Consider the following 22,350-nt stretch of genomic DNA (forward strand, 5'->3'; position numbering starts at 1 on the left):
AAAGGACACTAAACTAGCATCCCTTTTCCTACTATTATTATTCAGATAAGTTATTGATAAAATCTACTAGTTCATCGGCAAATTTATCTTCGTCATCGCCTTCAACTACTATAGTAATTTCTGTTCCCTTAGCTATACCAAGGCTCATTACGTTAAAGATTGACTTAGCATTTGCTTCTTTTCCTTCTTTAATAATTTTAACTTCACCTGGATAATTTTTTACAAATTGAACTAATGAAGCTGCTGGTCTAGCGTGTAGGCCTGTTTCATTTGTTACTACTACTTTTCTTTCTGCCATAATTGACTGCCTCCTATTAATATTTACAATTTTATTTTACTATATTTTTCGCATTTAACAACAGTTAAGATAAAGACTTGGTTGATTCTCTCCTAACTATTTGACCTTCTATAATCCAATCATTCTCAAGAATATCTTCTTCTTCCTTGATTCTCTTAATTAAAGCCCTAATTGCTATGGCTCCTATATCATAGTAAGGAACTGCCACTGTTGTAAGTTTTGGCCTATATATATTGGCAATAGTACTACCACCAAAGCCGGCTATACTTATATCTTCTGGAACTCTGATATTATTATCTACACAATAATTTATAAATCCTATGGCTACTTCATCATTTACACAGGTTGCCGCAGTAATTCCTTCGCTCTCTATGATTTTCTTAGCCTCATCCCCTATACTGTAGCCATCATCAGAAGTTCCACCTTGGCAGTTGATAACAAGCCCCTTCTTAGAATTTTCTTCTGTTGCTTCCAAGAAGCCCTTCAACATTGATTGGTTTAAGATATTATTTTCATCATGGTTGATGTATAAGAAGTTATCATGTCCCTTGTTTATTAGAAATTCAATAAGCTTCTTTTCTTCTTCCTTGTAATCGATTTTTACAGTCTTAATATTATTGTAAACATGGTACTTATCTAATAAGACAAATGGAATTCTTCTGTTTCTTAGCTTAACTAAAACTTCAGCTGAAATATTTTCGGTAATTATAATTAAACCTTCTACTTGTTTAGTCGCCAAAAAGTCAATGGCATTTTCAAGAGATTCATCATCACCATAAGAGCTTGATAGGAGGATATCGTATTTATAAACCCTACCAATTTCTTCAACTCCCCTAATCAATTGGGCCATGTATTCTATACCCAAATCTTCTACTATAACACCAATTAGGTTTGACCTACGCATTACAAGAGACCTTGCTAGCTCATTAGGCTTAAATTGAAGTTTGTTAATGGCATCTAAAACTTTTTTTCTTGCTTCAGGGCTTACAGGTTTAGAATTATTCATAACTCTCGATACTGTAGAAATAGAAACTCCAGCAAGCTTAGCTACATCTTTAATCGTTGGTTGACTCATTTCTCCTCCTAAAAAAGGTCATCATAAGATGACCCAATATTATCTACCACCTAATACATTTCTAACTATATCAATTACATCCATAATCAATGAAGAATAGTCTGTAATAGAGGCTACACCAGAACCTAATGAATCAATACTATCTACTGCTGTTACTCCTACGTAATTTACAGTATCACGTATATCATCAGTTATGCTATTAACATTTGTCATTGTGTCATTTGCTTTAGCTATAGCCATCTTTAAATTAGGATCGCTTGTTATAGAATTAATATTAGCTACTAAGTTATTTGCTTCTTCGGTAAGTTTTGGAAGTTTTCCTATTACTTGATCTAAATTATCTTGGTTCTTATCAAGTACTCCTTGAACCTTGTTGAGCAAAGTGATTAAATTCTTTAGGAAAAGAATCAAAAATACTAGGGCTACAATACCTAATATTGTAAGAACAACTGACCCAAGAAGTTCAAAATTAATTGTTAACATTTAAATCCCCTTAGTTTTTCTTTGCCTTGTTGTCTTCTTTAACTTTTTTAGCTGTATCTTTTACTTCTTTTCCTGTGTCTTTTGCAGTTTCCTTAACTTCTTTACCTGTTTCCTTTGCAGCATCTTTAACATCCTTGCTGCCTTCTTTGATTTCTTCGCCTGCATCTTTTGCAGTTTCTTTTACTTCTTCACCTGTTTTCTTGGCAACATCTTTGACATCTTTAGATCCTTCTTTAACAATGTTAGCTACTTCTCCAGCACCTTCTTTGATTTCTTCAAAGGCTTCTTTAGATGATTCTTTGATTTCATTTCCAGTTTCTTTTACGATTTCGCTTCCATATTCAAAGCCATCTTTAATAGGTTTTAGGTCTGTGTAAGCTCTGTATTTGATGTCTTCATAAGTATCCTTAGCTGTATCTATGGCATCTTTAGCGCCTTCTTTAACATTTTCTACTGTATCATTTACAGCATTTGCTAAATCTTCTCTAGTCTCTTTACCTGATTTTGGTGCAAGTAAAACTCCTGCAGCAACTCCAACTAAAGCACCAAATAATAGACCTTGTCCTCTCATCCTATTATCATGGTTTTTAGCCTTCCAAATTTCATATTTTATTTCTCTTCTTTTAGCTTTTGCACGTTCTTCAATGTAATCTGATATTGACATATTTACTCCTTTATATTTACTCCTTTAAATTTAAGTTTATTTATTAATTATAATACCCTTTTCTCAAGAAATTTAAACGTAAATTAATAAATCCTAAGGTGGCCCTATCTTTAAGACCTTCGCGTATGTGAAGGTGGGCAAGCTGCCTAAAATCTCTGACTTCCACTCTACGGAGGCGTGTCATCAAAGTTAGGACTCCGCAATCCCTTATAAAAGTTGTAGGTTTAAATTTGGACCAAAACCCTTAGGATATTCTTATTATAATATATGAAAAGGATTTTTGCAAATAAAATTTTCATAGTTATGAAGTAAATCCTTTGAAATCATAAGGATATTTGATTGATATGTTTTCCTTACCATAAAAGCTCTTAAATTTTAAAAAGTAGGAGTGGAGGTAGAATCTTTCAATATCTATATCTGATCCATAGAGCCTATCTCCTACTATGGGATGCCCTAGTGAACTTAAGGATAGCCTTATCTGATGGGTTTTGCCCGTAAGGATCTTACATTCTATCAGGGAAAACTCGTCATAGGTCTTCACTGTTTTAAAAATTGTCCTAGCAAGCTTGCCATTTTCAGATACCTTATATTTTTTATCTTCCTCATGATAAGCTATATTTATTCTTACTTCCCTATCTATATCTAGCCTTCCTTCTACTAAGGCTAGGTATTTTTTCTCCATTAAATTCTTTTCTATGAGATCTTGGTAGTAACCTTGGGCAAATTTATTCTTGGCTACTATTAGTAGGCCTGAAGTAGACATATCGAGCCTATTTACAAAACGGATTTTGGCTTTTATATTTTTTTCTTTGAAATAATAAGCAAGATGATTAGCAAGGCTTACTTGACCCATAGAATTCATGGTGATACCTGGATCCTTATTTATAACCAGGGTATTTTCATCTTCGTAGGCTATTTTTATCTTTCCTGCTATGGGTTCATAGTCTATTTCCTCTTCTGGAATTGGGATTTTAACCTGGTCAGATGCCTTTAGTTTTTGGCTCTTGTAAACTTTTTTCTCATTTAATAAGTAGCCTTCTTTTAGGATTTGTTCTATTGACCTTTTGGAAAAACCCAGATCCTTTAGGAACTTTCTTGTTTGAATTCCTTCCTTTACTTTATATGATAAATATTTCATATTCTCCCCTATTTTATCTTCTATTCTCTATGTTATAATATTATATGAGAAAGGATTTTCAAATGAATAATAAGATTAATATTTTTAAAAATAGATCTAAGTTAACTAAGTCAACTTATCAAAAAACTAAGAAAATTTTACACAGGTATGGCTACAAAATCACCCCCTACTATGAAGATGACGCAGCTTTAAACCTAGTCTTAGGTGGTGACGGTGCCTTTATTAATGCCGTCCACCAATCCAAGTTTTCACAAATTCCCTTTGTAGGGATAAACACTGGCCATCTAGGTTTTTACCAAGAAATTGAACCAGACAATATCGAGGATTTTGTAAGAGATTTTTCTAATGGCAACTACCACATGGAGATATTATCTGTCCTCGAAACAAAATTTAAAAATAAGACCTTTGATTCCATAAATGAACTAGTAATCAAGTCCAATAAATCTCAAATGATTAGGCTAAAGGTCTTCATTGATGGGATTTTTATTGAGTCTTTTGCTGGTGATGGACTTATCATATCTACACCTCATGGGTCAACTGCCTACAGTCTATCAGCAGGTGGTGCCATCCTCCACCAAAGTCTTAACGGCTTTGAATTAACCCCTATTTCTCCAGTTTATTCTAATTTAAACAACACCTTGAGAGCCCCTATAGTTCTCCCTCAAGATGCTACTATTGAAATAAGTGTTTCAAAAAGAGATTTTGACCATACAGTCCTAATCTTTGATGGTAGGCAAGAAATTAGTGGTGACTTTAGGATTAAAACAACCTTATCTAAGAAAAAGATTAACAAGGTTATCCTCGATAAGAACCAATATTGGTCAAATATCAAGGACAAGTTAATGTAATTAATCTAGGTCTACATTCATGTAGATTTCATCTAGGATATTTTTGGCTAGGGGAGCAGCTACCTCCCCTCCTGTCCCTTCACTATCTTCTACCACAAGGGAGATAGTAAGTTTGGGATCATAGGCTGGGGCAAAGCCCACAAACCAAGCATCTACTAGGTCCCCTTCCTTATCAGCTGTACCAGTCTTTCCTGCTATTTGGAGATAGTCAAGGTAGGCATTAATTCCAGTTCCCTTGGTTACTACTTCTACCATCATATCTCTAATGGCCTTGGCATTATCAGCACTTGTTACTTCTGATAGGAGCTTATCCTTATTTTCTTTTACTATATTCCCTTCCTTATCTACTATTTTATTTACAAGTCTAGGCGCCATCATCTTGCCCTCGTTTGCTATGGCAGAAGTTATCATAGCCATGTGGAGAGGAGTAATTTGACTTTTTCCATAACCAAAACCTGTCATCGCAGTATCTACCCTATTTAATTCATCAAAAGGAATTATAGAGTTTAGCTTATCTAGGTCAAAGTTATAATCCCTATTTATCATAAATCTCTCTGCTAGTGACTCATACTTATCCTTGCCCAAAACATCGGTCTTGTTGGCAAAATAGGTATTGACAGAGTTTACAAAGGCTGATCTTAAGTCAAGAAAGCCATAGACTTGATCAGCATAATTTTTGATTTCGTAACCTTGGATTTCTTCACTACCTGTATCTTGGTAGGTCTCGTCTATATCATTTTCCAAGATTCCAGTTGCTGTTACAATCTTGAAGGTAGAACCTGGCCTATATCCTCCATTGGTTGCCCTATTTACTAGAGAACCGTCATTATTTTGAATTATACTATCCCAGTCTTCATCAATGGTATTTGGATCAAAGGTAGGATTTGACACTAAGGCCAAGACCTCACCTGTTCTAGGATCCATAATTACACAGGCTCCCACAATATTTTCCATATATTTATAGACTATATTTTGGATATTTTGATCAATAGATAGATGTAAGTCATAACCCGTATCGTTATTGATTACCATCTTCCTAAACTTAGACTGGCTATCTTCACTAAGTGCCAGGAGGAACTTATTGTAGGATTTCTCAATACCAGACTTTCCATAGGTCTTAGAATTATAGCCAGTAACAAAGGCTGCAGCTCTACCGTAATTGTAAACTCGGTACTGGCTTCCATTTTCATCATAGTCACTGTAGGCTAGGACATTTTCGTTCCTATCGTAGATAGATCCCCTATGGACCTTATCTTCATCAACCCAAAGCCTCCTATTGTGGGAGTGATTTTCTATCTTGTTACTTTTAAAAAGTTGAAAGTAAACCATATATAGGGCAAGTCCCATAAAGAGTCCCACAAATAAAACCATTGTCATAATAAGCCTACGGTTTAGGGTTATTTTTGAAAGAACATTTAGTTCATTATTTTCCTTAAGTCTTTTTTTCTCTTCTTTTTTCCTTATTTTCGAAAGTAAAGACTCCGAATCTTTTCTTTTTTTGCTTATATTATAATCTTTCTTCATCTTCTTCATCCCCGTACTTAATTTCTTCGCCAGCATATTGGAGGACTGCTAGGAGTATAAATCCTGCCACCATTGATGATCCTCCCTGGCTTATGAAAGGAAGGGTTACACCCGTTAAAGGAATAATTTGCATGACTCCTCCTAAGATTATGAAGGTCTGAAGGGCAAAGAGAATTCCTATACAAAAGGCTAAGATCGAATAGAACCTATCCTTTTGGATGAGGGAAATTTTTATTGCCCTGTAAACCAAAATCATAAACAAAAGTATAACGGCAATCCCCATAAATACACCCATTTCTTCACAGATAGCAGGGAAGATAAAGTCTGACTCTGCAACTGGTACAAAGTCTGGCCTACCAAGGCCTATACCAGATCCAAATAGTCCACCAGAAGCCATGGCAAAAAGTGCCTGAGTTATCTGATAGCCAGTAACATCTATATCTGACCAAGGGTCCTTCCAAGTAGCAACCCTAACCCTAACATGGGCAAATAAGAAGTAGGCCACAATAGATCCTAATATCATCAAAATCATATTAATAAGAATAAGCTTCCTATCCTTGTCATAGACAAATTGGCTCAAGATCATTGTTCCAAAAAATATAAGGGCAGTTCCCAAGTCCTTTTGCAAGAATAAAAACCCTATAAACACATAGATTATAAAGTTCATATAGTACTTGCCAAAGGGCTTTTTCGTGTACTCATAGTAGTGAGTATAAAAACTTGCTATGAAAAAAGCAAGGGGTACCTTGATAAATTCTGAGGGCTGGATACTAATTGGTCCAAGAATAATCCAGTTCTTAGCTCCTCCTATATAAGAACCAAATACTAGGGTTATGGCAAACAAAAATATACTAATTCCCACATAAAACTTATTTAGCTTATGCCAAATATGAACCTTCTTCAAGATAAAATATGTAAGGAAAAAGACCACTAGTCCCACCAAATAATAATTGAGCTGTCTCTTACCAAGTCCTGGATCTAGCCTATAAATTATTGCTACACCAATCGAAAAGAGCATATTTACAATCATAAGCAAAATTGAACTTGTCGACGAAATCTTCCCTATGATTAATGTTGAAGAAACTGTAGCCAGAAGGATCAAAACATAGGTTATGAAGTCCGGCTTGGTTAGGGTTTCTATATTATATATCATAGAGAGTGATAAGGATAGGAACTCAAAGATAAAGAGCAAGAATATAGCCCTTTTTTCGACACTTTTTTTCCTTAAGTTAAGATCGAAGGCCCTAATCATTGCTACCACCTTGGATAAATAAGAATTTTAGCCTGCCCATATCTATAATATCTTCACTCTTTAGCTCAATGGCATCTGCTATCTTTTCCCCATTCAAAAAGGTTCCATTGGCACTTTTTAAATCTTCCAAGAAGTAAATTCCCTCATCTTCTACAATCCTAGCATGGAACTTGGACAAGAACTTATCCTTTATAGAAATAGAATTCCTATCATCCCTTCCTATGGTGTTATCAGAAGCTAGATAGTAAAACTCTTGGGTAGCAAAGTCAAATCCTTGGTCGAGATTGACAAGCTTCAAGAAGGTATCAGACTTGGATTCCTTCTTTAGGGTAGTCCTTACATCGTAGTAGATGATTTTTATAATTGAATATATAAAATAAAAAACTATAAAAACAAATATGTATTTTAATATAGTTGAAAGTAATTGGTATAGGGTTAAATTTCCGAATACATTTACTGAAAATATCCTATCAATAAAATTAAAAAATTTTTCCATATAGGTCTCCTTTGGATATATATTATGATATTTAGCTCAAAAGTTCAAGTATATCCTATAATAATTATACCAATAATAAAAGCTTGCAAGCAAAAAGACGTAAGCCAAAGCCTACGCCTTAATTTTTTATTCTATTGAATCAATTTCACCTTGCATGAAGGCATTAATTTCTTTAAGCTTCTTCTCTGATTTTTCCTTGCTATCATCTATGGCATTGATGTAGAGTTTGATCTTTGGTTCTGTACCTGATGGTCTTATAGCAAACCAAGAATCATCTTCTAGGTAGTATTTCAAAACATTTGATTTTGGAAGTCCTGTGTCATCGTTTTGGTAGTCAATTATATTTTTAACCTTTAGGCCAACTACTTCTTCATAAGGATTTTCCCTGATTTGAGTCATAATTCTTGATATTCTTTCTTGACCGTCAAGTCCTTCTAAGACTATAGAGATTACTTCGTTTGAGTAGTAGCCATATTCTTCAAAGACTTCATTTATTACATCAAGGAGGGTCTTACCCTTTGCCTTGTAGTAGGCTGCCATCTCTGTTATCATCATAGCAGAGTTAACTGCATCCTTATCCCTTACAAAGTCCTTGTAGTTATAGCCGATTGACTCTTCAAAGCCAAAGATGAATTTACCAGACTTATTGGCATCAAGTTCATTGGCAACTGCATAGATATTTTTAAAGCCGGTGAGTACATCATAGACCTTAACACCGTATTTATTGGCAATTGGCTTAACTAGGTCTGTTGATACTAGGGACTTAACTACGGCTCCATCTTCTGGAAGTTCTCCATTTTCTTCTAAGGCTCCGAGGATATATTTTGTTAGTAAAGATCCGATTAGATTACCTGTCAAGAATACATATTCTCCATTCTCATCTCTTACTTCTACAGCACACCTATCTGAATCAGGGTCTGTTGCTAGTAGTAGGTCTGCCCCTACTTCTTCGCCTAATTTTTCGCTGTATTTAAAGGCCTTAGGGTCTTCTGGGTTTGGATAGCCTACTGTTGTGAAGTCAGGATCAGGGTTTTCTTGTTCCTTAACTACATAAATATTTTTGAATCCTCTCTCATCTAAAATCCTTCTAACAAGCTTGTTACCTGCACCATTTAGAGGAGTATAGACAACCTTGATGTCCTTATCAATTCCCTCATCATTTATAGTACAGTCTAGGATTTCTTTTATATAATCTTCTATTAGCTCATCGCTAACGTATTCGATAATTCCATCTTTTAGGCCTTCTTCAAATGGCAATCTCTCTATCTCAAAGAAATCTTCATGCTCTGCTATATGGCCTAGGATCTTATCTGCAGTTTCATCTAATATTTGGCTACCTTCGTTGTTGTAAGCCTTGTATCCATTGTATTCTCTAGGGTTGTGGCTTGCTGTAACCATAACGCCTGCTGCACAATTTAGCTTTCTAATAGTGTATGAACAAACTGGGGTAGGTTGAATTTCCTTGTGGATATAAACCTTGATTCCATTTGCTGCAAAAACTTCTGCTGTAACTTTGGCAAATTCTTCTGACATATGTCTTACGTCATAGGCTATAGCCACACCACGTTTTTTGGCTTCTTCTCCCTCTTCTGCTATGGTATCTGCAAAACCTTGGGTAGCTTGAGCTACATTGTAGATGTTCATTCTATTTGTACCAGCACCGAGTTTACCCCTTAGTCCTGCTGTACCAAACTTAAGTGATTGGTGGAACCTGTCTTTGATTTCCTCTTCATCATCCTTTATGCTTTGAAGGTCTTTCTTTGTTTCTTCATCAAATCTATCATCTTCTAACCATTTTTCAAATCTTTCTTTGTAGTCCATAATTAATCTCCTATTCTATAAACATTAACAGACTTATAATCTATTCTAAGACCCATACTTAGATCCACTATTAATTGATTTATACCCTTTTTTGAGAAAACATTTGTAACTTTTAAATCATTGTTCTCAAGAAATTCTTCAAGCCTTTCCTTGTTGATAACCTGGTCTTTGGTATCTCCATTGATTACTACCAGGTAGTCTTCATCAAAGTTTTTAAGCTCATAGGCTATCAAGCAATCTCTAAGTCCCTCCATAAAGCTCAAAGACTTCTTTATATCTTCAACCTTGGTAACTTTTAGGGTCTTAATCTTCTTTCTTAACTTGATAAGATCCTTGGTGTAGGTAAAAATACCAAGATTTTTTTCCTTTTCGTCCCATCTAATGGCGTTATTAGTTAAAGGCGAATTGTAGGAATTGGCATCGTTGTTCTTGGTATGGTTAAATTCATTACCCTCATAAATAAAAGGCTTACCAAAGGATAAGAAAATAATTCCCAGAGCCATCTTCACATAATCGTCTATATTTTCACTTTGATTAAGGGAAATTGCTAGCTTATCATAAAGAATTAAATTATCATGGCAATTAAAATAATTAATTGTCTCGCTGGCATCATCTACAAAGCCAGACCTTCTTTTATCGTAGGCAATAGATCCTGCAATGCCCGTTTCTAGATCATTCTTGTAAGAATATATCCCTTGGATATAGCCCTTGCCATAGCCATTCACATCTCCCTTGATGCTATCCCTGAAGTCATCATTGAAGACCCCAAAGCCAGATGACCTCTGACTCCCCTTTAAGATTTGCTTTTCATAAGGAAGGGGTGAAGTGAAGGCCATCCAAGGCTCACCATATATGATAAGGTTAGGATTTATTTGTTTTAGTTTTTTAAGAGCAATTTTTATCGTATCTATATCTATTAAGGCCATTAGGTCAAACCTATAACCATCTATCTTATATTCCAAAACCCAGTAGGTTAGGGCATCAATAATTAGCTTTCTAACAAAGGCCCTCTCACTGCAAAGCTCATTTCCAACACCTGACCCATTGGAAAAGCTCCCATCATCATTCATCCTGTGGTAATAATTAGGGGCCAGGGTGTTTAGATTTGAATCATAGGACTTAAAGGTATGGTTAAAGACCACATCCATCACTATAGATATCCCCTCTTCATGGAAGGACTTTACCATTTGCTTTAATTCCCTCATCCTTGCTTGGGGGTCGTAGGGGTTGGTACTATAGGACCCCTCTGGGCTAAAGTAAAGCTCTGGGTCATAGCCCCAATTATAGTTATCATCATCAAAAAATCTATCCCCATCCTCATCAACCGAAATAAAATCATAGATGGGCAGGAGCTGAACATGACTTACTCCAAGCTCCTTTAGGTGGCTTAGCCCTGTAGTAAGATTCTTGTAACTAGTATTTTTTTCGCTAAGGCCTAGGAACTTCCCCCTATTTTTAACATTGCTGGTTGGATCTGCTGTATAATTTTTTACATTTAGCTCATAAATTATAGCATCTTCTTCTTTGTTATCCGGATAACTTGTATCTCTAAAACCCTCAGGGTCTGTTTTTTTGCGATCAATAACTACTGATGCCAGGGAATTTATAGAGGAGCTAAAGGAATAGGGATCGGTAACTTGGTTTTTATTATCTACCAGGTAGGTATAAAAATATCCCTCATAGTCCCCATCAAGGCTTGCTTCATATATGCCAATATCATTTTTGCTCATAGGAATTCTTTCTTTCCTGGCCTTCCTATAGTCATCAGCAATTAATAGGTCAACTTCTCTTGCAAAGGGGGCAAAAACTCTAAAGGTCGTTTTATCTTTTGTATATAGGGCTCCTAATTTTTCGTCTTTGATATCTTCATAGTCTAAGTTAAATATTTTTTTCTCATAGTCACTTTGTCTAACTGTCATTTACCTCTTCCTTACAATTTTATCATCTAAGATGAAATTATTAGCCCATAAGATATTATCAATTTCCCCCTTGACCCATTTTTCTTCGTCTAGGTAGTCCCTACCTACTTGATCCATTATATTAACAAGGTCTTCTAGGTCCTTAAAAATCCTAAATGAGTCGTTATACATCATTATTTGATCATACATGACCTTGAAATCGTAGGGGAAATTTGCATAGGGCTCTCTAATTAAATTTTCTATTGTATATTTTACCATAGGAGATCCATAGTAAAAATCATTGGCCCTATAAAACTTATCATTTTTTATTTCATCTATGCTTTGACCTAGCTTGTAAATGGAATTTTTCTGGTCAATATTGTAAGTAATACCACCCCTGGTAGAAATTATATTTGACATATTTAGACAGGAATTTAATAAATGAAAGTCTTCATTATCAAGGCTCGCAAGGGTTAGGTTATTGTAGATATCACTTGCTTTAACAATTATTTTTGCCTTTTCCACATCCAGGTCTTCAACAAAGACTATCTTTATTTTCTCTCTTATAATCTTATCCCTATCAATAAGGCGCTTTAGGGCTAGGATAAATTTGATGGTTTCCTTGGCCATAAAGTAGCCCTCGTTTGCCTTACCAGAAAAGACATAGGTAGTTGGCGTGTAGGTTAGGTTAGAGTTTTCCCTAAAGGTGAAAAACTTGTAGGCAATAGCAAGCCCCTTCAATATCTGCCTCTTACTCTCATGGATAATAGAAAGGCCTACATCAAAGAGAGAATAAGGATTTATTTTTTCTTTTGTTAGGTAGATTAGGTCCTTTTTGTTGGTAAACTTCGCCTCTTCTAGCCTATCTCGGAAATATCTATCTTCCCTTAGCCTATCGATTTTTATTAATTCTTCTTTTTTGCTAGAGCCTATCCCAAACTCCTTAAAGACTTCCATAAGCTCGTAGTTGTTGGAATCCACATACTTAGTCCTATCAGTACCTAGTGAGGTAAAGGCTAGGGGCCTAGTTGATGTCTTCTCATCCTTTAAGACCTTGGATAGGTAGTAATACTGGTCTGATAGGGCGAGATTTATATTTTTTAGATAGACAGTACCGTAAGAAATAATTTCAAATTTCTCTTCTTCCAAGTTAAGCTCTTCTTGGATACTCACTATTGTTGATAGGATATCTTCGTTGACCCTTTTTACCATATCTACCGGATAGGTCTCGATGGTATCATCAGTTATGGAGAAGGCAATATGCTCAAAGACCTTGCGACACACCTTGATGGCATCATTTATGCTATAGCCATAGTCATCAAGTAAAATTCTTACAAATTCTACCAAAGCCAGGGTCGGATGGACGTCATTTACTATAATCTTGATCCTATTTTCTATTCCATCTATTGAATCATACTTGTTGTTATATCTCTTAAAAATATCCCTTACTGCTGAGCTTGTATAGAAATATTCTTGCTTTAGCCTTATTAATTTTCCATCATAGGAAGAATCGTCCAGGTACAAAAACTGATTGATACTGCTTGTAGCAATGTAGTCACCATAGGCCTTGAAGAAATCTCCTCTGGTAAAGTCTTCGTAGTCTACGGACTTACTTGGTTCTGCATCAAAAAGTCTAAGTGTTGCTACAAATTGAGCATCATCAGATAAGATTGGTATGTCATAGGCTGAAGATTTTATATCCCTCCCATCAATCTTTAAATCATAAGAAAATCCCTTCTTATGCTCCCAATTGTAGCCATTGGCAAGCCAGTACTCGCTGTATTCTACCTGCTTGCCATCTACAATTTTTTGCTTGAGATTGCCATTTTCATACCTTAAGGCATAGGCGACTGACCTGATTTTTTTGTTGGCAAGCTCCCCTATAATATAGCTTGACCCTATTCCTATATCTCCAACACCGATATTGGCTTGCTTTTCAAAGTCGACTAAGTCCTTAAGAGTATAACCGATCTTACTCATTAGGCTTCCCACAACTTCTTCTATGCCTAGCTTATAGATGTAGTCTGTAATAAATTTCCCTGGAAGGTACTCAAAACTTAGGATATATACTTCAAAGCCATCATAATTTGTCTTACAGTCGACCCATTTTTTCCCTATCTCTTCCATTAGTGCCCTACATAGGCAGTCATATATTTCATTTATTCTTGCGTATTTTATATCCTTAGCATAAAAAGAATACAAATAATCTTGTATTCTTTCTAATAACGCATCTTGGCTTATATTATTTGACTTTAATTTCATTATATAATTCTAAATATTTTTCTCCGGACATTTCCCAGTCGTTCTTTTGGCTCATAGCATTTTTGATTAGATTATTAAAGCTTTCCCTATCGTTTCTATATAGGTCGATAGCATTCTTGATGCAAAATAATAGCTCGTGAGCATTTATATTAGCAAATGAGAATCCCGTTCCCTCTCCTGTATATTCATTGTAGGCTGTAACTGTATCCTTAAGTCCTCCAGCTTCCCTTACTATTGGAAGGGATCCATACCTCATAGCTATCAGCTGACTAATACCACATGGTTCTGATATAGAAGGCATTAGGTAGAGGTCAGATGCCCCATAGATTAGATGGCTCTCATCTGAACTATAGTAAATCCTAGCTGCAAGCTTGTCAGGATACTTCCACTCGAAGTACTTAAACATCTCCTCGTAAGTGTATTCTCCAGTACCCAATACAACGAATTGCACATCTTCTTGAAGTAATTCTTCTAGGATATACCTTACTAGGTCAAGTCCCTTCATCTCGGTAAGTCTAGAGCAAATTCCTATTAGAGGAACATCTTCCCTTTGAGGAAGTCCATATTTTTCTTGGAGGGCTAGTTTATTTTTTACCTTTTGGTCTATGGAACCAATATCGAAGTTTTGAGTTAGAATTCCGTCTTTGGCTGGATCCCATATATCAAAATCTATACCATTTACTATGCCCTTGAGCTTACCTGCATATTGCCTAATGATACCATCAAGGCCTTCTCCATAGAATGGATATTGGATCTCTCTGGCATAATTTTCTGATACAGTATTTACATAGGATGAGTGGATTATACCACCCTTCATAAAGTTAATGGCATCATAGAATTTAAGGTCGTTTTCATTAAAATAATAACCTGAAAGACCAGCAAGTCTTAGGTAGTCAGAGTCGAATACCCCTTGGTATTTTAGATTATGTATAGTAAACAAGGTTCTTATATCATCGTAATAATGATCACCCTTTCTAAAATCATTTACAAATACATTTACCATGGCTGTATGCCAATCATTAGAATGGATTATATCTGGCTTAAAATTAATATATTTCCCCAAAAGTGTTGCGGCTTTGGAGAAATAGATAAATCTTTCTGGATCATCATCGAAACCATAGGTACCATCCCTACTGCCAAAATATTCAAGGTTATCTATAAAGTAAAACTTAACCCCATCCCATTCTAGTTCATAGACGCCAGCATATTGATGTTTCCAGTCTAAATCAACATAAAACTCTGTGATTTTTTCCATTTTTTGCCTATACTTATCGTCAATATCCTTATATAGTGGGATTGCTACCCTACAGTCTACACCTTTTTTGACAAGTTCTTTAGGAAGGGCTCCAGCAACGTCGGCAAGCCCTCCTGTCTTTATAAATGGTACTGCTTCTCCACTAAGAAAAAGTACATTCATCTTAATTTCCTTTCTCTAAAACTTCATTTTTATTTGTAACAAATGGATGAGACCTATTACCAAATAACCTAGTGTCCTTGCTAATCTTAGTTCTCTTATCAGTTATAACAAAGTTCAAAATTGCGCCATCACCTATATCAGTATCTTGGAAAATAACTGAATTCTTGACTACAGCACCCTTACCTATAGTAACTCCCCTAAAGATAATTGAGTTTTCAACTTGTCCCTTAATAATAGCACCATTGGCTATGAGAGAATTTCTAACTTGAGATTCCTTGGTGTAGGAGGTTGAAGGTTCGTCCTTTGACTTGGTATATACTAGGCCGTCTTGGTAGAATAGTTCATTGAATACTTCCCTATCCAATAGTCTCAAATTAGCATCAAAGAATGAGTTGGTATCAGATATTATTTCAAATCCCTTATCTTCCCTATAGAAATCTATATTCAAATCTCCACCCAAGGTAAAGATAGCATTTAGGAGGCTCATCTTGGAGTCTCTTTCCATAGCAAGCCTTAGTACCCTAAGGAAGACTTCAGTCTTAATCATAAATGATCCTAGGAAAAGATCTATCTCATCAGATATACCGAGGTTGATACCCACACTTTGTGGCTTGCCATTTTCATCAGATGATATAATCTTTCTATTTAAATAATTACCATCTTCATCTACAGTCTTGGTAGAGAAAATCAAGCAATCTAGGTCTTCATCCTTCATTTTTTCATAGGCATCTGTGATATCTTCCTTGTTGATATACATTGGATTCTTGATATAAACATATTCACTATTATGGTCTTCAAAATATCTTATAGTATCATAGTAAGTTTCGATTTCACTGTACTTGCTTGTTCCAGATGAGTTAATCAAAAGTCCACCATTTCTCCTATTAAGTTCCCATGATTTACCATTACCTATATGGTCGATTGTGGATCTTAACATCCTATCAGAACACAAAATTACTCTAGATATATCATGGTTAGTTAAATTAGATAAGGCAAAGTCGATTATCCTGTATCTTCCACCAAATGGAAGCATATAATCAGGTCGTAACTTACATAACTCGCCATAATTGCTTTCGTTAAACTCACTACTATATATTAATGCTACAATATTTGGCATCCTATTCCTCCTCAATACCCTCTTGACTCACAAGGTAAACGTTGCTATCATTTTCGCTTCCAATATTCTCACTAATCTCCATATCAGAAGCTACAACTGAATTATAAACCTTAACCCCACTCTTAACCTTAACATTATTTAGTAGGACACTGTTATAGACTTCTGCTCCCTCTTCAATTTCAACTGATGAGAAGAGGACAGAATTCTCAGCCTTGCCATCTATAACACAGTCTTCATTTACTAGGCACTCAGACAACTCTCCATTGTTACCAATCCTATGAGGAGGTAAATTTAAAGATTTAGTATAAATTCTCCAGTCATCATTGTAAATATCTAGCTCATTTTCAGGATCTATCAAATCAAGATTTGCTTGCCAATAACTTCTTACTGTTCCAACATCCTTCCAATATCCATCAAACTTATAAACATATAGGTTAAGACCTTCATTGAGCATCTTTGGAATTATATCCTTACCAAAGTCGTTAGAAGAATTAGGGTCCTTGCTATCTTCAACCAATTCTTTTCTAAGAACTTGCCAGTTAAAGATATAAATTCCCATAGAAGCTAGGTTAGACTTAGGATTTGCTGGTTTTTCCTCAAACTCTACAATCCTATCATCTTCATCTGTATTCATAATACCAAACCTAGAAGCCTCATCCCAATCTACTTCCATAACTGCTATGGTACAATCAGCCCCCTTTTCCTTATGAACATCTAGAAGCTTCCTATAGTCCATCTTGTAAATATGGTCTCCTGATAAGATTAAAATATACTCAGGATTTACTTGGTCTAAATAATTAATATTCTCAAAAATAGCAGAAGCAGTTCCTTCAAACCACCTACCACCTTCTTCAGTATAATATGGGGACAAAATTCTAAGGCCACCAAAATTCCTGTCATAATCCCAAGGTGCTCCAATGCCCAAATGCTCGTTTAATAATTGAGGCTTGTATTGGGTCAAGACTCCAATATCCTTAACATCAGAATTGGTCGCATTTGATAAGGCAAAATCAATTATCTTATACTTGCCACCAAAAGGTACAACAGGCTTAGCCATATTCCTAGTCAACGCTTTGAGCCTAGAACCTTGTCCACCAGCCAAAAGCATCGCTGCTATCTTGTTTGAATTTCTCATAACTCCTCCTTAACTAAGAAATCTTCAACTATTACATATATACCCAATAAGTCTAATAAAAATTTTAAAATGAGGTTCGTAAAAACCTTTTCTCACTTATATTTTAACTTAAAATTTAACTTTTGACAAGGAGATTTATTAAAGTATAGTTTAGCCTATGGGGATGACTTGGTATCGACGTGGTCAAGGAATCTTTAGTAGCAAGTCGTATGCTAAAACGTAAATTGGCAATTAAATATAAACGCAAACAATAACAGCGAAGCAAACTTCGCACTAGCTGCCTAATTTTAGGCAGCAATAAATATTAGGCTCGTCGCAAGCCTGATATTTGTTTCATAAACCACGCGACAACTCTTGTATCTAAGCTTTGCCATACAAGTAGAAAAATGAAGCTAGCCTAGGAACTTTTTGTGAGTTTTTTACTACCTAAGCGAAAACGCAAAACTTACTAAGCTTGTAGATGCTATTGGGGAATTTTCTGCGGACAAGGGTTCGAACCCCTTCATCTCCACCATATAATTTTTATACACTCATACAAGCTACTATAAGCTTATACAAGCCAACGATGAATTATAATTATTTATCTGTTTGTATAATAGAAACTGTTAACTACTAGTAACACATTAGTTTGTAGCTGATTTGTAGCTAGTGATATTGAAGATAAGTTTGCTAAATTCAATGGGGCTCTTGCAAAACTATGAACAATCATAGTCCCATCGTTATAAGGTTCTCCTAGACAATTGGAAGCAAGCCTGCCGGCTCAAGGAGGCCAAATTGTCGTGGAGGTTCTGCTAACGATTTTGTGACGATTTATTCATTACGCAACAGCCCCTTTTTTCAAAACATGTATATTTTTATTTTAGCAAGACAATAAAGGTAGTAATACAATCTTACCTTATTTATAAACGTTGAAATATAAATAATCGTTCATATTTTGAGTTCTAAGCGTTTTAAAATCTTTAAAAGTATAAAAGTATGCCTAAATATCACTTGTACTCACAAGAAAACCTGCCCAGCATTAGGACAAGCCTTATTAGCTATTTACTTTTTGCTCTCCCACACCTTAGACTCAATCGCTTGATTCAAAAACTTATCAGCATTGGCAAATTCTTCATCTAATATCTTTCTTGTTTCCTCATCTAGCATATCCACCACAGCCTTTTTAGATGCATTAAAAGCCTCTTCTGCTTCATCTAAGCCAAATGAACCCATATCTTTTAAGTCTTTTACAAAGGTTTGGTTGGTTGTATTTACAGCTAAGGTTACTAGCTCTAAAGCTTTTTCAATAGCCTTCCTTGCATTAGCATTCTTAACATTCTTCTCTACATAAGTTTTTACATATTCAGCTATAAAGCCAATTAAGCCAACTAGGGCTAAGCTGACTAGTGTTAGTATTATATTATTTATTACATCTGCCATAATATCCTCCATTTTATTGAACCAAAAAAGCGACTATCATATGATAATCGCTTGTTGTTCTTTATATTAATCTATATCAAATTCTTTTTCCAAAGCTTCCGTTAATACTTTGGAAAAATTAATATTCATATTTTTTCCCATTTCATTTAAATAAGATGGTATGGTAACATTCTTTTTAACCGTCTTTTTATCAACCTTTTTCACATAATCAACTATATCTAAGCCAACCAAGGTTACAAATGATTCTTCTTTTATAGCATACTCATCATCTTCAATTACTATATCCTCTACATTTGAGGACTTAGGAAATTCCTTATTTTCAACATAGTAGTCATATAAAACACAACCTAGCCAATCTTGTGCCATATAAAAAGCATCTTGTTGATTATCTCCACAAGTAGCTCCCCCATCAAAGTCAGGGAAGACAACAGTATAGCCAGATTCTTTATCTTTATAAAATATAGCTGGATAAACTACGTACATAATAACCCCCTTGTATGTAAGTAAGGAGGGGACTATTTAAGTCCCGCTTCTTTCAGAATTTTTTGTTCCGTCCCTTTCTTTAAATCTTTAGAATGGAATGGAACTTCTGTAGCCTTACCGGTTTTAAAATTCTTAAACTTCCTATGGGAACCCTTACCGCCTTTAATTTCTACAAAGCCGTTGTTCTTTAGAAGCTTAATCATTTCTTTCGAGCTCATCGGCATGTTTTCCTCCTTACATTTTAAGTATACTCCTTTATGCGTATACTTCAAGTTATTATTATTTTTTTTATATCATACATAAAATTTCTACATCGTTTTTACACCGTATTTGTTTCCCCTAAAAATCAATCCATTGATCACTTGGAGTAGCCAAAGACCTATAAGCCACGTAGCGTCTAGCTCCACTATATGAGATATAGGAAATCCACCTGTAGCCATCTCCCTCATATACGCTATCATAGTTGATTGTTTGTTGTGGTCTATATTGAGCCACTATAGGTGCAGAAGTAGATGGTTCACTCCTCACATTACATACAGCCATAGTTACTCCGTGCCAGTTTTCATTTTTAATCTTTCTAGCCTTGTTACTAGTAGACTTAGGTTTACTTGTAGTAGTCTTTCTTCCCCCATACCTAGGTCTAAAACATCTCTCGTTCCATGACCTATTCATATCAAGGAAGTAGTCCACATAAGATGTGCGGTCATTGTAGGATATACCATTGTTTGAGTAATTGCAATGGACAATTCCATCTTTCTTATAAAACATTCCTGTATGTCCCGCTGCTCCTAGGGAAGTACCTTCACCTCCACGGATAAAGATATCGCCCGCTTGAACATCCCTGTAGGAATAGACTTCATCAAGGTACTTGCCATTCATAGCGAACAAATCTTCAGTATTACCTATCCTTATATTGCTTGGCAAGACCCCTCCAGCTATTAGTGCATAGTGAACAGCAGATGAGCAATCATAATCAGGATTGCCATACCTATTTACCATTGAATAATGATGTTTCCCCTTGCTTCTGTGCCTATCGTCAAACCATTTAATTGCTTCCTTTACTCCCATAACTTCCTCCTTAAATTTATATAAAAAAAGACAGGTAATATCCTGCCTATAGTTCTTTATGTGATATAATATATTTGTCTCCTGTAAAGGAGGTGATTTTTATGGAGATAGCAATCTTTCTTTTTCCTTGATGGTTGGGTCAAGGGCTTTTGCTAAGAGGTTGCTTCTCTACTAAAATTATATCACATAGTAATTTTTTTACAAGTTATTTACAGGACTAGCCTATAAGCTAGCCCCTAATCTTTTTTTAATGTATTTCTTAAATCCTTTATATCTTCTTTTACTTCAACGACAAAACCAGGGACTAGTTTATTTAGCTCATCAAACCTATCTTGATTAACCGTAAACTCGTCCCCCTCGTGCCTATACACATCTTCTCTAGTATCAAAGAATTGCCTAGTAGTTTTTACCTTCATTTACTCCTCCTTAGGCTGCTATTGTTGCCTTAATGATTACTGCCTTATTTTCATCTGGTATATACTTAGCTAGTTTTCCAGCTCCTTGGATAGCTACACCATTGTAGTCTGGGCTATCGATTAGTCTGTATACTTCTAGTCCTAGACCAACTACACCAACGTTATCAGGTACAAAGATAGCACATACATTTTCGCTGAAATACTCATCAGGTAACTCTCTTAAGACAAATCCTTTAAATTTACTTACTGTATGCTCTCCTATATTCGCAGCGGTAATTTTAGATGTAGTTGTTAGCTTAGATTCAACCAAAATATTATAAACATCAGCAGTTACATAAGCTGTCCATGCAATACCTGTAGAAACTTTTTTGTTTACAAATTCTTTGCGGGCTTCAAAGAATAATTTGCTAATAGCTTCCTCTGTAAGGCTAGTTGTAAGCTCTTTACCCGCATTTTCATTTAGGGCATCAGCCATATATTTATTGAGGTATTCAACCCATTTTCTTGCGTGAAGTCCTGCTCTTTCAGCAATTATTTGTTGATAGTTGTCATTAACTGTAAATCTATCAATACCTTCATGGATTGCGATAGGATTATCATATTTTACAGTCTTATCTATAGATTTAATCTCTTGTCTTTCTCCAAATCTTGAAGAATTTCCAGTACCAGATCCAAAAGCTACATTCTCTCCAGTATCATAATCTTGGATAACCACATTGGTTGGTGAAACCTTTAACTCTAAAAAGTTCTCATTATATTCAGCATCGGCTGCTGTTTGTAGTCCACCACCAAAGGTGTTAAAAAAGTGTTGTTGAGTTGTAAAAATATCTGCTACCATTTTTGCATAATTTTTAGTATAAATTTTTGTTGCCATTATTATCTCCTTTATTTGTATTTATTAGTTGCCATGCTCCAGAGTCCTACTTCTGGGTCTTTAGGCTCGTTACCAGCAGGAGGAGTTGACCCCTTGGTCTTTTCCTTTACTGCTTCTTGTAACTTCTCATCAAAAGTCTTTTTAAACTCTTCAACATTCTTCTTAGTATCTTCTAAGTCCTTGCCCATTAAGAATTGCTTAAAGCTTTGGTTTATCCCTTGCTCGCTTAGTAAGTCAGATGTGTCATTGCTTAACTGCATAAGCCTTATAGTTTCCTTTGCATCAGCAAGTTCCTTATCTTTCTTTTCCCTTTCCTCAGCTTCTTTTTCAGCCTGAGTTAGCTTCGCTTGCCTTTTCTCTTCTTCCAATTGCTCTTCAAACTGTTTGGTTAGCTTCTCCTCTTGTCTTTTTAGCCTTTTATCAAACATGTTATTCAATTCTTCTTGGGTTATCTTTAGATATTCTTTTTCTTCTTGTCCGTTCTTATCATCACCAGAATTAGTAGGGTCTGTACCTTGTTCTTGACTTGCGTTGTCTGTGCTTTCCTCCGCTAGTCTTTGCAAATCAATATCGCTTAAAAATAAGTTTTTCATATTCCCTCCCGTTTAAAGTCCGTATGACTCTATATTCCACACTTCTTTAACGTCGAGTGAGTCAAAGAC

General features: G+C 35.4%; 22 protein-coding genes and 1 other RNA gene. 2 read left to right on the forward strand and 21 right to left on the reverse strand.

Going from position 1 to position 22,350, the window contains the following annotated elements; all coding sequences use genetic code 11:
• Positions 1-37 precede the first annotated feature (37 nt).
• The 5 genes from MUN42_RS04390 to MUN42_RS04410 form a co-directional block, all read right to left on the reverse strand.
• Positions 38-298 carry an HPr family phosphocarrier protein gene (locus tag MUN42_RS04390; RefSeq protein WP_243343195.1) on the reverse strand — a complete coding sequence of 87 codons (261 nt, stop codon included), beginning with the start codon at positions 296-298 and terminating at the stop codon, positions 38-40.
• Positions 299-362: 64 nt separating this feature from the next.
• Complete coding sequence (locus MUN42_RS04395; protein ID WP_243343197.1) at positions 363-1,373, reverse strand: LacI family DNA-binding transcriptional regulator; 1,011 nt, start codon at positions 1,371-1,373, stop codon at positions 363-365.
• Positions 1,374-1,412: 39 nt separating this feature from the next.
• Positions 1,413-1,856, reverse strand: a complete 444-nt coding sequence (locus MUN42_RS04400) for a DUF948 domain-containing protein (RefSeq protein WP_243343199.1) — start codon at positions 1,854-1,856, stop codon at positions 1,413-1,415.
• Between the two features lie 10 nt (positions 1,857-1,866).
• A complete protein-coding gene (locus MUN42_RS04405; protein ID WP_243343200.1) occupies positions 1,867-2,520 on the reverse strand; it encodes a YtxH domain-containing protein in 654 nt (217 codons plus the stop codon).
• 301 nt (positions 2,521-2,821) lie between these two features.
• On the reverse strand, positions 2,822-3,658 hold the full coding sequence (locus tag MUN42_RS04410) for an RluA family pseudouridine synthase (protein ID WP_243343202.1): 837 nt from the start codon (positions 3,656-3,658) through the stop codon (positions 2,822-2,824).
• Between the two features lie 62 nt (positions 3,659-3,720).
• Here MUN42_RS04410 and MUN42_RS04415 point away from each other — a divergent pair, with 62 nt between their 5' ends.
• Positions 3,721-4,506, forward strand: a complete 786-nt coding sequence (locus MUN42_RS04415) for an NAD(+)/NADH kinase (protein ID WP_243343204.1) — start codon at positions 3,721-3,723, stop codon at positions 4,504-4,506.
• On the opposite strand, the gene MUN42_RS04420 is transcribed toward MUN42_RS04415, so the two are convergent.
• The 9 genes from MUN42_RS04420 to MUN42_RS04460 all read right to left on the reverse strand — a co-directional run bounded on the left by MUN42_RS04420 (position 4,507) and on the right by MUN42_RS04460 (position 17,428).
• Positions 4,507-6,030, reverse strand: coding sequence for a penicillin-binding protein 2 (locus tag MUN42_RS04420; RefSeq protein WP_243343206.1), 1,524 nt, complete (start codon positions 6,028-6,030; stop codon positions 4,507-4,509). It abuts the gene before it with no gap.
• Positions 6,014-7,282, reverse strand: a complete 1,269-nt coding sequence (locus MUN42_RS04425; protein WP_243343207.1) for an FtsW/RodA/SpoVE family cell cycle protein — start codon at positions 7,280-7,282, stop codon at positions 6,014-6,016. Before MUN42_RS04425 ends, MUN42_RS04420 begins: the two co-directional genes overlap by 17 nt.
• Positions 7,275-7,778, reverse strand: a complete 504-nt coding sequence (locus tag MUN42_RS04430; protein WP_243343209.1) for an FHA domain-containing protein — start codon at positions 7,776-7,778, stop codon at positions 7,275-7,277. The genes MUN42_RS04425 and MUN42_RS04430 overlap by 8 nt, the downstream gene beginning before the upstream one ends.
• A 126-nt stretch (positions 7,779-7,904) precedes the next feature.
• The gene (locus tag MUN42_RS04435) at positions 7,905-9,599 is read right to left on the reverse strand and encodes a phospho-sugar mutase (protein ID WP_243343210.1); all 1,695 of its coding nucleotides are present in this window, start codon (positions 9,597-9,599) and stop codon (positions 7,905-7,907) included.
• Positions 9,600-9,601: 2 nt separating this feature from the next.
• A complete protein-coding gene (pulA, locus tag MUN42_RS04440) occupies positions 9,602-11,518 on the reverse strand; it encodes a type I pullulanase (RefSeq protein ID WP_243343212.1) in 1,917 nt (638 codons plus the stop codon).
• Positions 11,519-13,759, reverse strand: a complete 2,241-nt coding sequence (locus MUN42_RS04445) for a glycogen/starch/alpha-glucan phosphorylase (protein ID WP_243343215.1) — start codon at positions 13,757-13,759, stop codon at positions 11,519-11,521.
• A complete protein-coding gene (gene glgA / locus MUN42_RS04450) occupies positions 13,740-15,176 on the reverse strand; it encodes a glycogen synthase GlgA (RefSeq protein WP_243343216.1) in 1,437 nt (478 codons plus the stop codon). The genes MUN42_RS04445 and glgA overlap by 20 nt, the downstream gene beginning before the upstream one ends.
• 1 nt (position 15,177) lies before the next feature.
• Positions 15,178-16,293: a glucose-1-phosphate adenylyltransferase subunit GlgD gene (glgD, locus tag MUN42_RS04455; RefSeq protein WP_243343217.1), complete on the reverse strand. Its 1,116-nt coding sequence runs from the start codon at positions 16,291-16,293 to the stop codon at positions 15,178-15,180.
• A 1-nt stretch (position 16,294) separates the two neighbouring features.
• Positions 16,295-17,428, reverse strand: a complete 1,134-nt coding sequence (locus MUN42_RS04460) for a glucose-1-phosphate adenylyltransferase (RefSeq protein WP_243343218.1) — start codon at positions 17,426-17,428, stop codon at positions 16,295-16,297.
• 159 nt (positions 17,429-17,587) lie between these two features.
• On the opposite strand from MUN42_RS04460, the gene ssrA reads away from it, so the two are divergent.
• Positions 17,588-17,942, forward strand: a transfer-messenger RNA (tmRNA) gene (ssrA, locus tag MUN42_RS04465).
• A gap of 527 nt (positions 17,943-18,469) precedes the next feature.
• On the opposite strand, the gene MUN42_RS04470 is transcribed toward ssrA, so the two are convergent.
• The 7 genes from MUN42_RS04470 to MUN42_RS04500 form a co-directional block, all read right to left on the reverse strand.
• Complete coding sequence (locus MUN42_RS04470; protein ID WP_243343219.1) at positions 18,470-18,847, reverse strand: hypothetical protein; 378 nt, start codon at positions 18,845-18,847, stop codon at positions 18,470-18,472.
• Positions 18,848-18,913: 66 nt separating this feature from the next.
• Positions 18,914-19,330: a type II toxin-antitoxin system HicB family antitoxin gene (locus tag MUN42_RS04475; protein ID WP_243343220.1), complete on the reverse strand. Its 417-nt coding sequence runs from the start codon at positions 19,328-19,330 to the stop codon at positions 18,914-18,916.
• 32 nt (positions 19,331-19,362) lie between these two features.
• The gene (locus tag MUN42_RS04480; RefSeq protein ID WP_347708756.1) at positions 19,363-19,548 is read right to left on the reverse strand and encodes a type II toxin-antitoxin system HicA family toxin; all 186 of its coding nucleotides are present in this window, start codon (positions 19,546-19,548) and stop codon (positions 19,363-19,365) included.
• 121 nt (positions 19,549-19,669) lie between these two features.
• Positions 19,670-20,398, reverse strand: coding sequence for a peptidoglycan amidohydrolase family protein (locus MUN42_RS04485; protein WP_243343222.1), 729 nt, complete (start codon positions 20,396-20,398; stop codon positions 19,670-19,672).
• A 236-nt stretch (positions 20,399-20,634) separates the two neighbouring features.
• Positions 20,635-20,814, reverse strand: coding sequence for a hypothetical protein (locus MUN42_RS04490; RefSeq protein WP_243343223.1), 180 nt, complete (start codon positions 20,812-20,814; stop codon positions 20,635-20,637).
• A 10-nt stretch (positions 20,815-20,824) separates the two neighbouring features.
• Positions 20,825-21,688, reverse strand: a complete 864-nt coding sequence (locus MUN42_RS04495; RefSeq protein WP_243343224.1) for a capsid protein — start codon at positions 21,686-21,688, stop codon at positions 20,825-20,827.
• A gap of 11 nt (positions 21,689-21,699) precedes the next feature.
• The gene (locus MUN42_RS04500) at positions 21,700-22,281 is read right to left on the reverse strand and encodes a DUF4355 domain-containing protein (RefSeq protein ID WP_243343225.1); all 582 of its coding nucleotides are present in this window, start codon (positions 22,279-22,281) and stop codon (positions 21,700-21,702) included.
• Positions 22,282-22,350: the final 69 nt, after the last annotated feature.

The organism is Anaerococcus sp. AGMB09787, assembly GCF_022808955.1.
Taxonomy (GTDB): domain Bacteria; phylum Bacillota; class Clostridia; order Tissierellales; family Peptoniphilaceae; genus Anaerococcus.

Excerpts from the sequence above, each read along its gene's own strand:
- MUN42_RS04495 (WP_243343224.1), bottom strand. The coding sequence starts at position 21,688 with ATGGCAACAAAAATTTATACTAAAAATTATGCAAAAATGGTAGCAGAT.
- MUN42_RS04445 (WP_243343215.1), bottom strand. The coding sequence starts at position 13,759 with ATGAAATTAAAGTCAAATAATATAAGCCAAGATGCGTTATTAGAAAGA.
- MUN42_RS04425 (WP_243343207.1), bottom strand. The coding sequence starts at position 7,282 with ATGATTAGGGCCTTCGATCTTAACTTAAGGAAAAAAAGTGTCGAAAAA.
- MUN42_RS04415 (WP_243343204.1), top strand. The coding sequence starts at position 3,721 with ATGAATAATAAGATTAATATTTTTAAAAATAGATCTAAGTTAACTAAG.
- MUN42_RS04390 (WP_243343195.1), bottom strand. The coding sequence starts at position 298 with ATGGCAGAAAGAAAAGTAGTAGTAACAAATGAAACAGGCCTACACGCT.
- MUN42_RS04400 (WP_243343199.1), bottom strand. The coding sequence starts at position 1,856 with ATGTTAACAATTAATTTTGAACTTCTTGGGTCAGTTGTTCTTACAATA.
- MUN42_RS04420 (WP_243343206.1), bottom strand. The coding sequence starts at position 6,030 with ATGAAGAAAGATTATAATATAAGCAAAAAAAGAAAAGATTCGGAGTCT.
- MUN42_RS04395 (WP_243343197.1), bottom strand. The coding sequence starts at position 1,373 with ATGAGTCAACCAACGATTAAAGATGTAGCTAAGCTTGCTGGAGTTTCT.
- pulA (WP_243343212.1), bottom strand. The coding sequence starts at position 11,518 with ATGACAGTTAGACAAAGTGACTATGAGAAAAAAATATTTAACTTAGAC.
- MUN42_RS04460 (WP_243343218.1), bottom strand. The coding sequence starts at position 17,428 with ATGAGAAATTCAAACAAGATAGCAGCGATGCTTTTGGCTGGTGGACAA.
- glgD (WP_243343217.1), bottom strand. The coding sequence starts at position 16,293 with ATGCCAAATATTGTAGCATTAATATATAGTAGTGAGTTTAACGAAAGC.
- MUN42_RS04430 (WP_243343209.1), bottom strand. The coding sequence starts at position 7,778 with ATGGAAAAATTTTTTAATTTTATTGATAGGATATTTTCAGTAAATGTA.
- MUN42_RS04435 (WP_243343210.1), bottom strand. The coding sequence starts at position 9,599 with ATGGACTACAAAGAAAGATTTGAAAAATGGTTAGAAGATGATAGATTT.
- MUN42_RS04405 (WP_243343200.1), bottom strand. The coding sequence starts at position 2,520 with ATGTCAATATCAGATTACATTGAAGAACGTGCAAAAGCTAAAAGAAGA.
- MUN42_RS04500 (WP_243343225.1), bottom strand. The coding sequence starts at position 22,281 with ATGAAAAACTTATTTTTAAGCGATATTGATTTGCAAAGACTAGCGGAG.
- MUN42_RS04485 (WP_243343222.1), bottom strand. The coding sequence starts at position 20,398 with ATGGGAGTAAAGGAAGCAATTAAATGGTTTGACGATAGGCACAGAAGC.
- MUN42_RS04470 (WP_243343219.1), bottom strand. The coding sequence starts at position 18,847 with ATGGCAGATGTAATAAATAATATAATACTAACACTAGTCAGCTTAGCC.
- glgA (WP_243343216.1), bottom strand. The coding sequence starts at position 15,176 with ATGAATGTACTTTTTCTTAGTGGAGAAGCAGTACCATTTATAAAGACA.
- MUN42_RS04410 (WP_243343202.1), bottom strand. The coding sequence starts at position 3,658 with ATGAAATATTTATCATATAAAGTAAAGGAAGGAATTCAAACAAGAAAG.
- MUN42_RS04475 (WP_243343220.1), bottom strand. The coding sequence starts at position 19,330 with ATGTACGTAGTTTATCCAGCTATATTTTATAAAGATAAAGAATCTGGC.
- MUN42_RS04490 (WP_243343223.1), bottom strand. The coding sequence starts at position 20,814 with ATGAAGGTAAAAACTACTAGGCAATTCTTTGATACTAGAGAAGATGTG.
- MUN42_RS04480 (WP_347708756.1), bottom strand. The coding sequence starts at position 19,548 with ATGAGCTCGAAAGAAATGATTAAGCTTCTAAAGAACAACGGCTTTGTA.